Annotated in this window: 14 protein-coding genes; 6 read left to right on the top strand and 8 right to left on the bottom strand. The window is 64.3% G+C overall.

All coding sequences use genetic code 11. The features are described from left to right. Positions 1-53: 53 nt before the first annotated feature. From ACWAT4_RS16415 to ACWAT4_RS16405, 3 genes are all read right to left on the bottom strand, one after another. Complete coding sequence (locus tag ACWAT4_RS16415; RefSeq protein WP_212301656.1) at positions 54-761, bottom strand: outer membrane protein; 708 nt, start codon at positions 759-761, stop codon at positions 54-56. A 287-nt stretch (positions 762-1,048) separates the two neighbouring features. Continuing rightward, positions 1,049-1,444, bottom strand: coding sequence for a hypothetical protein (locus tag ACWAT4_RS16410; protein WP_449731219.1), 396 nt, complete (start codon positions 1,442-1,444; stop codon positions 1,049-1,051). Positions 1,445-1,667: 223 nt separating this feature from the next. Beyond that, a complete protein-coding gene (locus ACWAT4_RS16405; RefSeq protein WP_449730926.1) occupies positions 1,668-2,090 on the bottom strand; it encodes a His-rich protein BRANT in 423 nt (140 codons plus the stop codon). 250 nt (positions 2,091-2,340) lie between these two features. On the opposite strand from ACWAT4_RS16405, the gene ACWAT4_RS16400 reads away from it, so the two are divergent. Together ACWAT4_RS16400 and ACWAT4_RS16395 are read left to right on the top strand one after the other, a co-directional pair. Next, a complete protein-coding gene (locus ACWAT4_RS16400; RefSeq protein ID WP_212301659.1) occupies positions 2,341-2,883 on the top strand; it encodes a tetratricopeptide repeat protein in 543 nt (180 codons plus the stop codon). Between the two features lie 107 nt (positions 2,884-2,990). Then, positions 2,991-4,376 (top strand): serine hydrolase domain-containing protein, encoded by a 1,386-nt coding sequence (locus tag ACWAT4_RS16395; RefSeq protein WP_449730925.1) that lies wholly within the window; start codon positions 2,991-2,993, stop codon positions 4,374-4,376. On the opposite strand, the gene ACWAT4_RS16390 is transcribed toward ACWAT4_RS16395, so the two are convergent. Beyond that, entirely contained in the window at positions 4,366-5,925 is a 1,560-nt protein-coding gene (locus ACWAT4_RS16390; protein ID WP_449730924.1) for a S10 family peptidase, read from the bottom strand. The two genes, ACWAT4_RS16395 and ACWAT4_RS16390, sit on opposite strands and share 11 nt — an antisense overlap. Before the next feature lie 233 nt (positions 5,926-6,158). Here ACWAT4_RS16390 and ACWAT4_RS16385 point away from each other — a divergent pair, with 233 nt between their 5' ends. The 3 genes from ACWAT4_RS16385 (at position 6,159) to ACWAT4_RS16375 (ending at position 8,192) form a co-directional block, all read left to right on the top strand. After that, complete coding sequence (locus ACWAT4_RS16385) at positions 6,159-6,938, top strand: NAD kinase (protein WP_212425161.1); 780 nt, start codon at positions 6,159-6,161, stop codon at positions 6,936-6,938. 99 nt (positions 6,939-7,037) lie between these two features. Next, a complete protein-coding gene (locus tag ACWAT4_RS16380) occupies positions 7,038-7,583 on the top strand; it encodes a response regulator (RefSeq protein ID WP_008133731.1) in 546 nt (181 codons plus the stop codon). Positions 7,584-7,613: 30 nt separating this feature from the next. Beyond that, positions 7,614-8,192, top strand: coding sequence for an Hpt domain-containing protein (locus ACWAT4_RS16375; RefSeq protein WP_212301663.1), 579 nt, complete (start codon positions 7,614-7,616; stop codon positions 8,190-8,192). A 112-nt stretch (positions 8,193-8,304) separates the two neighbouring features. On the opposite strand, the gene ACWAT4_RS16370 is transcribed toward ACWAT4_RS16375, so the two are convergent. From ACWAT4_RS16370 to folE, 4 genes are all read right to left on the bottom strand, one after another. Next, a complete protein-coding gene (locus tag ACWAT4_RS16370) occupies positions 8,305-9,480 on the bottom strand; it encodes a DUF2336 domain-containing protein (RefSeq protein WP_212301664.1) in 1,176 nt (391 codons plus the stop codon). Between the two features lie 150 nt (positions 9,481-9,630). Next, positions 9,631-10,644, bottom strand: a complete 1,014-nt coding sequence (locus ACWAT4_RS16365) for a lytic transglycosylase domain-containing protein (RefSeq protein WP_212301665.1) — start codon at positions 10,642-10,644, stop codon at positions 9,631-9,633. A 152-nt stretch (positions 10,645-10,796) separates the two neighbouring features. Next, positions 10,797-11,219: a phosphoribosyl-AMP cyclohydrolase gene (hisI, locus tag ACWAT4_RS16360; RefSeq protein ID WP_212444297.1), complete on the bottom strand. Its 423-nt coding sequence runs from the start codon at positions 11,217-11,219 to the stop codon at positions 10,797-10,799. Between the two features lie 28 nt (positions 11,220-11,247). Next, entirely contained in the window at positions 11,248-11,940 is a 693-nt protein-coding gene (gene folE / locus ACWAT4_RS16355) for a GTP cyclohydrolase I FolE (RefSeq protein WP_212301667.1), read from the bottom strand. A gap of 244 nt (positions 11,941-12,184) precedes the next feature. Between folE and ACWAT4_RS16350 the strand changes: the two genes are divergently transcribed. After that, positions 12,185-12,640 carry an iron-sulfur cluster assembly scaffold protein gene (locus ACWAT4_RS16350; protein ID WP_212301668.1) on the top strand — a complete coding sequence of 152 codons (456 nt, stop codon included), beginning with the start codon at positions 12,185-12,187 and terminating at the stop codon, positions 12,638-12,640. Positions 12,641-12,650 lie beyond the last annotated feature (10 nt).

The raw sequence follows: 12,650 nt of genomic DNA, 5'->3' as shown, positions 1-12,650 counted from the left end.
GCCGGCGCGAGGCCGGCCTTTGCGAGATCGTGGTTGTGCTTGTTCTCGGCGGGTCAATAGCGCGAGGCCGCCGGACCGCCCCAGCCGAAGCGGTAGTTCACACCGACCTTGACGGTATGCTCGTCATCCCGACCGCGGACGCCGACAATGTCGGCCGGACCGGAGGTGAAGGTGGTGCTGCCGAAATTATAGTACTGGTACTCGGCCTTGGCCGACCAGTTCGGAGCGAACATGTATTCGAGGCCGGCGCCGACGGTATAACCGTCCTTGCTGTTGCCGGTGGCGGTAAAGGTCTGCGGCACGCCGGCGACGTTGACCCCGAGGCCGCCATTGCGCCAGGCGTAACCGCCCTTGGCATAGAGGAGCGTCGGGCCCCAGGTGTAGCCGATGCGGCCGGTCACCGACCCGATCTGGTCGGTATTGGACGTCACCTGTGTGCCCAGCGGGAACGTAGCACCGTTGTTGTTGGTCGGCAGCCAGGAATACTGCGCCTCGATACCCACCACCCAATTGGGGGCGAACTGATAGTCGAAGCCGCCCTGCACGCCGCCCATGAAGCGGGCGTCGCTGGATTGGAAGGTGTTGTCGCCGGCAAAGGCGCCGCCGACATGGCCGCCGATATAGAAACCGGTCCAGTTGTAGATCACCTGCGGCGGCGTGTAGGCCGGCGCCTTGGCGTAGGTGCGCGGCTGCATGTCGGCTGCTGCGGCCGGCCCGGCCAGCGCAAGCAGAGCGACAGCGCCCAGCAAGATCTTCTTCATGATCGTCCCCGTTCTTTCATTAACGACACTCAGGAAACAACGTGGCGTGAATTGGGTTGCTTCGCGGCGATGCCGGAACGTTGATCGTTCGTTACTGTGACGGGGCGGCAACAACACGATTTTGTTCCGTCACGTCGACTTGCGGCGATCGATCTTGTCGTTGGCGCAAATTCAGCTGTAACGATTTGTCGCAAGGCAAAACCGCCCCGTTCAAAGCTCGCCAAAATGTGATCCAACGGCTCCGGCGGCTGCTGTCCTAGCACGGCCCGATGAAAGCGGGCTTTGCGCTACCTCGCCATCTTTTCCAGTTCTGGAAAGGGTGCGTAAACCGCGCCTGCACAGAGCTCATTGGTGCGATCGACGACGCGGTCGCCGCGGCCATTGACGAAGACGACAGCGCGCTCGCGCATCGCCTTATAGCTGCCGTCGGTCTCGCGCGGCGTGAAGTGCAGGCAGCTGATATAGAACTGTCGCCCGCCGACCTCGCGCAACACCGGATCGGCCATGCTGGCATCGCGCACCCCGACCGGATTGTTCAAGTAGGTGCGCATCAGGGCCAGCGTGTCGCCACGGAAATTGTCGGGAAACGGCTGCGGCCCGCCGGCCTGGCCCCCGTCCACCAGAGATGGACGGTCGCCATCGCTGCCGAAACAGGCCGTAAGCACCAAGGGCAGCACCAAGATCGCCGCGCGTTTAGCCAATCGCCCCAAGGAATCAAATTCTCCGGCAAGACAGTTTCGGAGACGTTCTAGCTCCAAGGTTGCACAAAGGGAATTCGCTTCCGCAAACGGCGCACCGGCCCGCCGCCAGTGCCTCGCGCTCTCGCGCGGGGCATGACGAAACGGGCCGGGCCTGAACTCCGCACGAGGCGGCGGGCAATGGATGCCGCCCCCGCAGGATCAGTCGTTAGCTGCGCTTCTCGATCGTCACCGGCTTGCCGATGTCCGGCTGCGCCTTGAGCGACTTCTTGGCTGACAGATGCTTGTGGTGATGGCGATGCGTCCGCACGGTCTTGTGCTCGTCGGGCGTAATCGCGGCATTGGCGTTCATCGCCTTCGCCTTGGTATCGACCTTGGCATCGGCCTTCACGTCCGGCTTGGCACCCGACTTGGCGCCGGAAGTTTTGGCGTCGGAAGTCTTGGCGTCGGAGGTCTTGGCGTCAGCCTTGACGCCGGTGTCGGGTTTGGCGGCGGTGGTCGACACCTTGCTCTGGGCCTGGTCCGCCTTGATCACCGGTGCAGTTGTCGTGGTCTTGCCGGCTTCAGCGGCGAAGGCCGGGGCTGCGATGACGGAGGCTGCGAGCAAGGCTGCGGAAATGGTCTTCAACATGATTGTCTCCTCTTGGAAAGATCTTGAGGCGGCGCCCTCTCGCCTACTCTTCGATCATGGGGAGAGCCTAGATCGCCTGCGCTGAACCCGTTCTGAAGCGCGTAGCAGGCTTCCGTTCATCTGGATGACAAGTTTGTCATCTTGCCGGGCAAGGCCGGACGGCCTGGGACCGGGAATGTTTTTACCGGCCGGGTGTTCCGGTCTTTGGGCAATCGTGTAGGATCGCCACGTTCCATTCGGGAGAACTTAGATGCGCAAACTTTCAATGCTTCTGGTACCGGGACTTGTCTCGATGGCGCTGGCGGCCGGACCGGCGCTGACGAGCGCCTATGCCGCCGGTAGCGACGATCCTTCGCCGCCGCCGAAGTCGGATAGCTCGGCCAAGAAGGGGAAGAAGAAGAGCTCTTCCGTCAGCGATCCGAAATTCCTCGCGGCCTATCGCACCGCCTACACCACCATCTACGACAAGAACGACTATACGAGCGCCATCGGCCAGCTGAAGCAGCTCAAGCGCGACGACGTCGCCGATGTCGCCAACCTGATCGGCTACTCCTATCGCAAGCTCGGCGACTACCAGTCGTCGAAGGCCTATTACGAGATCGCACTGAAGGACGATCCGAACCACGTCCGCACCTGGCAGTATTATGGCCTCTGGCAGCTCGAGCAGGGCAACCGCGAACAGGCTCAGTATCACCTGAACAAGATCGCCTCGCTCGCCGGCACCGACAGCTCCGAGTATCGCTCGCTCGCTGCCGCGCTCGACAAGCCGACCGGCGCGACGCTCGTCTACTGAGACATCGCACCTCGCATCAAGCGAACGGGCACAACCTTCTAGGTTGTGCCCGTTCTACTTTCTCGGCTAGCCTTCGCGCACCCATCCCCCTCGCGAACTGGTGCGCAATGGACACGTGGCTGCGATCCGCGATCGACTACATCGGCTCCTGGATTGAATTCCAGCAGACGACCTTCCAACAGCCCGGCGTCATGGTCGCTTTCGTTCATCGCGGCGAGGTCGTCGCCGAGCATGCGTTCGGGCTTGCCAATCTCGACACCGGCGAAAAGCTCACTCCGCGTCATCGCTTCCGCATCGCCTCGCACTCGAAGAGCTTTACGTCGGCCGGAATCATGAAGCTGCGCGAGCAGCGCAAGCTCCGGCTCGACGATCCCGTCGGCCAATATGTGAGCGGCTTGCATCCGCGCGTCGCCGAGACGACGATTGCGCAGGTGCTTTCGCACAGCGCCGGACTGACGCGCGACGGCGCCGATTCCGGCCAGTTCATCGACAGCCGTCCCTATCTCAACGCCAAGGAGCTGCTGGCCGAGTTGCAGCTGCCGACCGCGATCGCATCAGGCACGCGCTTCAAATACTCCAATCACGGCTTCGGCCTGATGGGCCTCGTCATCGAGACGGTGACCAAGGAGCCCTACTCTGCCTGGATCAAGCGCGAGATCATCGCGCCCGCAGGCCTTCGCGAAACCGAGCCGAATGCGCCGCTTCCCAGAGGCGCGCCGTTTGCGCGCGGCCATACGCGAAAACTGCCGCTAGGCGAGCGCTGCGTGATCCCCGGCGACAATCCTGCCCACGCGATGGCATCGGCCGCCGGCTTCGTGGCCACCGCCGCCGACACCGCGCGTTTCTTTGCCCAGCTCGCCCCCAACGCCAGAAAGAGCGTGCTGTCGGTCGCGAGCCGCCGCGAGATGACGCGACACCATTGGCGCGTCCCGCAGACGTTCGAGGGCTATTACGGCCTTGGCGTCAACGCCGGCAAGACCGACGGCTGGGATTGGTTCGGCCATGGCGGCGGCTTCCAGGGGTATATATCGCGGACCTGCTCCATTCCTGCGTGCGAACTTGCGATCAGCATCCTCAGCAACTCCATCGATGGCGCAGCACCCTTCTGGATGGACGGCGCGATGCAGATTCTGCGCGTCTTCAAGGCACGCGGCGCGCCGGACCGGCGCGTGCGCGACTGGACCGGCCGCTGGTGGACGATCTGGGGCGCGACTGATCTGGTGCCCGCCGGCAACCGCGTGCTCGTCGCCAATCCGCAGTTCAACAATCCGTTCATGGATGCCGCCGAAATCGAGGTCACCGGCCGCGATGCTGGCAGGCTCGCTTGGGCAGCCGGCTATTCCAGCCATGGCGAGCCGGTGCGTCGCGCCCGCGACAAGCGCGGGAGGATCAGCGGCATCTGGCTTGCCGGAGCCAACATCAAGCCTGCGAGCGCCGTGGCACGCGAGATCGCGCAGAGATACAAGCCGCGAAAACGACGGTCTACTCCCTGATCAATCCCTGGACTTCACCGCGAAGCGCCTGCCGCGAGCCATCGCGTGAATAGAACATATGGCCACCGGGATAGACGACGAACTTCACGCGCTGCGCCGCGAAGGCAGGCAACTGGTCGAGCGCCCGCTTTGTTCCGAAATAGGGCGTGGCGAGATCGAACAGGCCATGCGCGACCAGCACGTTCAGCTTTGCATCCGTGGCGAGGATCTGACGCAGCTCTGACAGCGATTGCGGCGGGTTGATGCCGCCGCCGAAGTCCCAATTGCGCTCGACGGCACCGTTGAGGACTTCATACGAGCCGTCCGGCCGCCAATTGAGTTTTCGCGTGATCACATCGACCGCAGCGCTCGTCAGCGGCGCCTGAAGCGCATCGCCCGAGGGGTCACCGAAGCGTGAGCTGCTCGAATCCGGATAGGGATCGAAGCCACGCACGGAAGCGTCATAGCGACCGGTCACCATGCCGTCCTTGCGATCGAGCTCGCGGCGGAATTCGCTGACATCGAAGCGGCCGGCGAGTCTGCGGCTCACCGCCTGGTCGATGCCGGTCAACTCCGCGACCTTGTCGGCCAGACGATTGGTGGCCTCCTTGTCCGCCTCGCCCTTGACGAGATCGGTCAGGAATTCGCCGCGCGCGTAGGCCTCCACATCGGCAAGATCGGCGCGCTTGACTGGCCCCTTGGCTTCGCGCGCGACTGCGACATAGCTCGGCAAGGTCGCGACATATTGCAGGAGGCTGGTGCCTGTGAACTCGCGGAAATCCAGCAACGGCGACACCAGGATCAATCCCCTGACGCCCACGCCGTGCTGAAGCTGCAACTGTCGCACGACCTTCGGTCCACGAATGCCGCCGTAGCTTTCGCCCGCAACGTATTTCGGTGAGGTCAGCCGGTTGTGCTTCTCGAGCCAGCGGCGGATCACGAGCGCAATCGAATTGACGTCACCATCGACCGAGTAGAACCGCTTGCGCGCATCCTCGCCGCTCGCGATGAGACGGCTATAGCCGGTGCCGACGGGATCGACGAAGACGAGATCGGTGAAATCGAGCCAGGTCTCCGCGTTGGGCTTCACCTCGGGCGAAGCCGATGGCGACAGCCTCTCGCCGTCGAGCGGCAACCGCCACGGCCCGACCGCGCCGAACTGAAGCCACGCCGAGGAGGCACCGGGCCCGCCGTTGAACAGGAAGGTTACCGGACGCGTAGCGCGATCGGCCCCGTCGAGCTCGTAGGACGTGGTGGCGATGTCGGCGAGCGGCTCGCCCTTGTCGTCGAACACACGGATCGAGCCGGCGGTCGCGGCGAAGTTGAGCGTTCGGCCCGGCAGATCGAGCGTCTGCTTCGTGGTGGAGTCACCGGGCAGACGATGCTGCTCGGCGGCCGATGGCGAGGCCTGCGCCGCATTGCTGCCGCGCCCGCCCTTCTGTCCCGCAGGTGCGGCCGTCTCGTTGCGCGGCTGCGGCGGATCGTCCGCACGCGCCGGGCCCCCGAGCGCGAAAGCAGACACCGCCAGGAGCAGGCCCACCCGGCGCAGCATCGGCAAGCTCATGACCATGATTGTTCTCCTCGCCCCGTTCGTCGGCCGTTAGCCGCAGTTGTGGCCGGCAATTGCGACGGTTTGGGGGATCGGAGGCCCAGGAAGGGCTTTTCGGCCCGATCCGCCCGGCTTTACCCCTTCCCGACCGGCGCGTTTGCCTTGCCGGGCGGTCATCCTCGACAATAGAGGCCCAGGTCGTATAGACGACCTCGGCGGAACTTTCTCAAGCCAGCGACACCTGCCTGGAAGCCATGACCAAGCCATCGCGATACGACCGGATCGCCTTCGTCGCCAGCCCGAGCAGCGAAGCGCAGGCCGCCTTCAGGCAGCTCACCCAAAGCTACGGCAATTGCGAGCCGAACGAAGCCGACGTCCTGGTGGCGCTCGGCGGCGACGGGTTGATGCTCCAGACCCTGCACCAGCACATGCACACGGGAAAGCCGATCTACGGCATGCACCGCGGCACGGTCGGCTTCCTCATGAACGAATATTCGACGGTCGATTTGCGCGCCCGCCTCGAGGCTGCGCATGAGTCCGAAATCAATCCGCTCTTGATGCGCGCGACCGACGTTAACGACCGCGTCCATCTGCACCACGCCATCAACGAGGTCTATCTGTTCCGCCAGACCTACCAGGCGGCGCGCCTGCGCATCCTGATCGACGAGCGCGAGCGCATGCCTGAGCTGATCGCCGACGGGATCATTGTGGCGACGCCCGCCGGCTCGACGGCCTATAATCTCTCCGCCCAGGGGCCGATCCTGCCGATCAACGCCGCCCTCCTGGCACTGACACCGATCAGCGCCTTCCGGCCGCGGCGGTGGCGTGGTGCCCTGCTGCCCAACACCGCCTATGTGGTGATCGAGGTGCTGGAGGACGACAAGCGCCCGGTCGCGGCCGTCGCCGACCATGAGGAGGTCCGCAGGGTCCGGCGCGTCGAGGTGCTGTCCGACAAGAGCATCTCGATGCGCATGCTGTTCGACCCCGGTCACAGCCTGGAAGAGCGCATTCTGCGCGAGCAGTTCGGCTACTGAACACCTGCCCCGCGCTCCGCCGGAGGCACCGTTCGCAACGCTTCGTTAACTCCCGGCGCGATATGGTTAACGAAGGTTGACCGCTTTGGCCTGGGCGTCATGTTCCGCATCGACTTCAACAAGCTGCGCTTTCTAGTCTGCGACGACAATCCGCACATGCGCCGCATCCTGCGGACGCTGCTGCATTCGTTCGGCGCGCGCGAGGTCTATGAGGCCGAAGACGGCGCGACAGCGCTCGAAATGTACAGCCATTACGTGCCCGACATCGTCATCACCGACTGGGCGATGCCGATCTTCGACGGGCTCGAGCTCGCACAAATGATCCGGCAGCCGGAATCCAAGGGCAACCCCTACGCGCCGATCATCATGCTGACCGGGCATTCCGAGAAGCGCCGCGTCACCGTCGCGCGCGATGCCGGCGTCACCGAATTCCTGGCCAAGCCGATTTCGGCCAAGGGTCTCTACCAGCGGATTCTCAACGTGGTCGCCAGTCCCCGGCCCTTCATCAAGACCAAAACCTATTTCGGCCCCGACCGGCGCCGCAACACCAACTCCGCCTATATGGGCCCGGAGCGCCGCGTCGGCGAAAAGCACGAGGTCCTCCAGCAGCCCTCGCTGCTCGACAAGGCCCGCTCCTCCATCTAGCGCAACGTCCCTCACGACGAGGCAGGCATCATGGCGAAGAACAGCGCAAAGGACATCGAGGTCAAGGCTTTCGCCACGCATCACGTCATCACGCAGCCCAATCCGCTGCGCAAGGTGCTGCGTCGTGTCGAAGAGAAGGACATGGACGATCCGATTGGCCGCGCCGAGCAGGCGCTGGCGGGGCTCGCCAACGAGTTCAAGGCCTGGATGACGATCGAGGTCAACCGGCTGTCAGCCGCCTACGTCGCCATCCGCAACGAGGGCTTCACCAAAGAGCGGCGCGACGAGTTGTTCCACGCCGCGCACGACATCAAGGGCGACGCTGCCACATTCGGTTTTCCGGCTGCAGCGGGCGTTGCCGAGAGCCTGTGCCGCATCATCGAGCACGCGCCGGATCTCGAGAAGGTGCCGGCCGAGCTGTTCACGCACCACATCAACGCGATCCTCGCCATCGTGCAGGAGAACACCAAGCTCGACAGCATCAGTGTCTCCGCCGAGCTCAGCCGCCGTCTGCGCAAGGTCGCCGACGATTATCTCGCCGACGTCAACCGCGACCGCCCCGAACATCTTGAAGTGATCCTGGCGCCGAGCATCGTGCCGGCGGAGTAGGCCCGGCTCTCTCCCCACATCATTGCGATCGCAATGACGGAGTTTGAGACCAACGCCATCGATACGATTGGTATCGTAGGCTGCGCGCCTTTGCCCGCCCTACGGCGTCTCGCTACGCCGCGATCAGATCGTCGTACACCGGATCGATCGTGTCCTCAGCGACGAGTTCGTCGCAGAACAATCGCGCCTCTTCGCGCGCAGACTCGGTGGCAAAGCGACGCAGCAGGACCATGAGCGGCTCGGTGGCGCCCCGATCGGTCTCGCAATGGGTGAGCACACGCTCGACCATGCGGCGCCGCAGCCGGGCCGCGGTATCGTCGGTGTCGACAAAGCCTTGCTCGTGGCAGGCATCGAGCGCAACCTGGAAGGCGGCGAACGTCGTCTCGGGCAACCCGGCGCGGCGCAGCAGCGCATGCAGGCTGTTGCCGCCGCGGTCGTGCAGCAGCGCTGAGACGCGCGCGAGCGGCAGGTCGGCCAATTCGGCGAGCGCCGCATCGAACAGGTCGAGGTTGCTCGAGAGCAGCGCGCGCAGGATCAGGCCGGCAGTGAGCTGGCCGGTGATACGCAGATGCTTCACCAGGCCCTGCATATCGTCGCCGCGCGAGCGTGCCGCGATGTTCATGGTGGAGCGGTCACGCGCCTCCGTCGTCATGCGCTCGGCGCGATCGGCGCTCAACCAGTTCCGTGCTACGACGAATTGCGCCAACGTCTCGGAGAGCTTTGCCACCAGCGCGGCGCGTGTCGCCGCCGGAATGTCGTCCAGCACCAGCATCGCCTCGCGGATCGCGGCGAGATGGCCATGACGCTCGACGATTCGATTCCAGGAGAATGGTGCGAGCTCGGCATGGGGATTTTCGATCAGCTCAAGTGCGGCGGCCGCGCAGCCGACTTCGGCGATGGCGGCGCAGACCGAGACCGGCAGCGCGATGCGGCGGGAGACCGCGCATTGGACCTCGTCATTACCGGTCGCAACGATATCGACGAGATCAGCATCGACCAGCAGCGGCGAATGTTCGAGCACGGGGAGCGCCACGGTCGGCTGGTCCGCCGACAACGCCCGCACGATCGATGCCGGCGCATCGGCGCTGCGCGCAAAAGCCTCGGCCATGGCCTGGCGCACCAGCGGCGATGGATCGTCGAGCAACATCAGCAGCGCGCCTTCGGCGGCGAGGCGATCGTCATGGGAAAGGTCTGAGATCAGCCAGGCCCGGGCCAACGCCCGCGTTGCCTCCGCGCGCTCACCGGCTGGCGCGGTCCTGATCCAATTGATGAACTGCCGAACAATCATGGTGCTTCCGGCTTACGCAACGAAAAAACGAAACGGTGACGGCTTGTCACCTGCAACACAAAATAAACCACGACGCTTAACAAAGCGTTCACCATAACTGGCTGGTTTTGTTGATGATTTATTAAGAGCTGGAAGCCGCCGCGCAGCGGGCTAGCTCGAGAACGTGCCGCTGCGATCGCTGAAGAGATCGAGCGGCTGCGGCGGGCGCACATCAGGCGTCGCCGAGGCAACGGATGTCAGCGAGGCGTTGCTGCCCCACAATTTCTGCACCGTCGTCGAAACCGGCTGCGTGGCATCACCAGGCTGATAGATCGAACGAAACGCAGGTGTCGTCGGCGTGTTGTCAGCCACCGTCGTCGGCGATGTCGCGCTCACCGGGGTCACCGAACGCGAGTCCGGAAAGGTCTGGAGATAGGCGGCACCATTGACCACCGGCGCGACGGGTTGCACGCCGTTGGCGCTGGCGACCTGCGTGGTCGACGGTGTGTCGCCATACATCGCCATCGCACTGCGCGTGGACCTCGCGTTCGCGGCGCCGGCATAGCGCGCGTTCAGCACCGAATAGACTTCGGAGACGCTGCGCGCACGACCGTCCTTGGCGTAGAAGATCGAGCGGTTGGCGGAGGCCGCATTGGGAAACAGCCGCGCGCCGACGGCTTGCGGATTGTCCTCGGCATTAGCGATCAGCTTTGCAGCTCCACCGACGCCCATGAAATGCGCCATGTAGAGCTCGCTGTCGGACGGCCTGCGGCCGAGCAGACCTGTGAGCTTGAAGCTGTTCGACTGCGTCAGGGCCGCCGCCATGCTTGATGCGGCCTCCGGATCGTCGCGCAGCTTCATGATCGAGCGCTTCATGAAGGGATCGTCGACGGTGTAGGTGCCTGAGGATGTCCTGGTGATCGCGTCGGCGTAGTTGCCGTAGCCGAGCTGGGTCCCCGCCTCCTTCACCGTGCCGAGCCAGGTCTGGTCGATGAACTGATAGAGGCCGTGGGCGGACGACGTGGTCGCACCGGCCGACGGATCGAAATCCGATTCCATCTTGGCGGTGGTCAGCATGTATTCAAAGCTGACGCCGGTCTGGCTCGAGGCCTGCTTGATCGCACCGGCAACGCGCGGCGCGCCCGTTGCGGCCGTCTGCGAGGCACTGGAATTATCGACCGACATGATGGCGTGACCGGCCCGCGCGGCGTTTAAGCGGCGCCGGCAATTCGGACGCCTGATCGTCTCACCGTGGGACAGTTATGGTTAATGCGGGGTTAATTTGGCTCTCGCGGTCATTCCGGGGCGCGCGAAGCGCGAGCCCGGAATCACGAACGTCATTTCCTATAAACCGCGTTCGGATCGAACAGCCTGTCCGCATCGACGAAGACGAGCTTCGCACCCTCCCCCTCCGCCTCGACCTTGCGATAGAAGCAGGATCGGCGACCGGTGTGGCAAGCCGCGCCGATCTGCTCAACGCGGAGCCAGACTGCATCCTGGTCGCAATCAGTGCGGATCTCGACCACGCGCTGGGTCTGACCTGACGTCTCGCCTTTTCGCCACAAGGCGTTGCGCGAGCGGCTGAAATACCAAGCTTCGCCGGTCGCGATGGTCTTGCGCAGCGCTTCGTCATTCATGTGCGCGACCATCAGCACGTCACCGGTGGCGACGTCGGTCGCCACGCAGGTCACGAGGCCGGCGGCATCGAACTTGGGGAGGAAGGCGAGGCCTTCCTCGATCTCGTGGGAATGAGCGGACACGACAAAATCTCGCCAGTTACTCGCGAGGTCAGCGCGTCAGGCCTCGCACCATGGACAGGAAGCGGGCCTGCTCCGCCGGATTGTCGCGGAACATGCCGGTGTAGCGGCTGGTGAAGGTCGAGGCGCCGTGCTTGGCCACACCACGCACCGACATGCAGGTGTGCTCGGCCTCGATCAGGACGGCCACCCCGCGGGGCTTCAGGATCTCGTCGATCGCGGCCGCAATCTGCGCCGTCAGATGCTCCTGCGTCTGGAGCCGGCGGGCGAAGATGTCGGTCAGGCGTGCGAGCTTCGACAGGCCGACGACGCGCTCCACCGGCGTATAGGCAATGTGTGCCTTGCCATAGAACGGCATCATGTGGTGCTCGCATTGCGAGGTGAACTCGATGTCACGCACCAGCACGAAGTCGTCATAGCCGGCGGTCTCGCCGAAGGTGCGGTCGAGCACCTCGGCCGGACACTGGTGGTAGCCCTGATAGAGCTCATCGAAAGCCTCGACCACGCGGCGCGGCGTGTCGAGCAGGCCCTCGCGCCCGGTGTTCTCGCCGATATAGGCGAGCAGCGTCTTCACCGCAGCTTCCGCCTCGGCGCGCGCCGGGCGCGGCTGGTCGGCGCGGACGGCGGCCGCGAGGAATTCGGCAGGATCAAGCTCTGCCGGGCGGCTCTCGGGCTGCCGGTCGGAAGGCTTGCTCGGGCGGATGGATTTGATGGTGGCGTCCATGTCTACTCCGTTCGACGGCCTCAACGGCCGGAGTGTCACCGGCAGACGGGGCGGACAAGCCGCCGGACGCCTGAAGAGAACAATTATGACGAAAAATGCCCTTGGGTCATCACCTCGGCAGCGCAGATCCGGATCGCCACCGACGCCCCCGCCGGACTGTTTTTCCGCCAGTTCCGACCCTATATAGGACCCTGGACGGCGCCCGCCAAGGCCGATTGGGTAGGTAAGTGTTGGACTCCATCACATGCTGAACGACATCTATAACAAGCGGATCATCGAGCTCGCCGGCAATATTCCGCGTCTCGGGCGGTTGTCGGCTCCCGATGCCTCCGCCACCGCCCATTCCAAGCTGTGCGGCTCGACCGTGAAGATCGACCTCAAGATGGAGGGCAATACCGTTACCGACTTCGCCCATGACGTGAAGGCCTGTGCGCTGGGACAGGCCTCCTCATCCATCATGGCAAGTCACGTCGTCGGCTCGACTGCGAGCGAACTCCGTGAGTTACGCGAAACCGTTCGCAAGATGCTGAAGGAGAATGGGGCCCCTCCTCAAGGTAAATGGGAAGAGATCAAGTTCCTCGAGCCGGTCCGCGACTACAAGGCGCGCCACGCCTCGACGCTCCTGACCTTCGATGCCGTGGTCGACGCGATCGGCCAGATCGAGGCCAAGGCGAAACAGCCGGCCCCCGCGCAAGACTGAAGCGAGATTA

The organism is Bradyrhizobium sp. T-1 (assembly GCF_053592855.1).
This window is presented reverse-complemented; position numbering and strand designations above follow the sequence as displayed.

Coding starts and splice junctions, on each gene's coding strand:
- ACWAT4_RS16415 (WP_212301656.1), bottom strand. CDS start 761: ATGAAGAAGATCTTGCTGGGCGCTGTCGCTCTGCTTGCGCTGGCCGGG.
- ACWAT4_RS16405 (WP_449730926.1), bottom strand. CDS start 2,090: ATGTTGAAGACCATTTCCGCAGCCTTGCTCGCAGCCTCCGTCATCGCA.
- ACWAT4_RS16400 (WP_212301659.1), top strand. CDS start 2,341: ATGCGCAAACTTTCAATGCTTCTGGTACCGGGACTTGTCTCGATGGCG.
- ACWAT4_RS16395 (WP_449730925.1), top strand. CDS start 2,991: ATGGACACGTGGCTGCGATCCGCGATCGACTACATCGGCTCCTGGATT.
- ACWAT4_RS16390 (WP_449730924.1), bottom strand. CDS start 5,925: ATGGTCATGAGCTTGCCGATGCTGCGCCGGGTGGGCCTGCTCCTGGCG.
- ACWAT4_RS16385 (WP_212425161.1), top strand. CDS start 6,159: ATGACCAAGCCATCGCGATACGACCGGATCGCCTTCGTCGCCAGCCCG.
- ACWAT4_RS16380 (WP_008133731.1), top strand. CDS start 7,038: ATGTTCCGCATCGACTTCAACAAGCTGCGCTTTCTAGTCTGCGACGAC.
- ACWAT4_RS16375 (WP_212301663.1), top strand. CDS start 7,614: ATGGCGAAGAACAGCGCAAAGGACATCGAGGTCAAGGCTTTCGCCACG.
- ACWAT4_RS16370 (WP_212301664.1), bottom strand. CDS start 9,480: ATGATTGTTCGGCAGTTCATCAATTGGATCAGGACCGCGCCAGCCGGT.
- ACWAT4_RS16365 (WP_212301665.1), bottom strand. CDS start 10,644: ATGTCGGTCGATAATTCCAGTGCCTCGCAGACGGCCGCAACGGGCGCG.
- folE (WP_212301667.1), bottom strand. CDS start 11,940: ATGGACGCCACCATCAAATCCATCCGCCCGAGCAAGCCTTCCGACCGG.
- ACWAT4_RS16350 (WP_212301668.1), top strand. CDS start 12,185: ATGCTGAACGACATCTATAACAAGCGGATCATCGAGCTCGCCGGCAAT.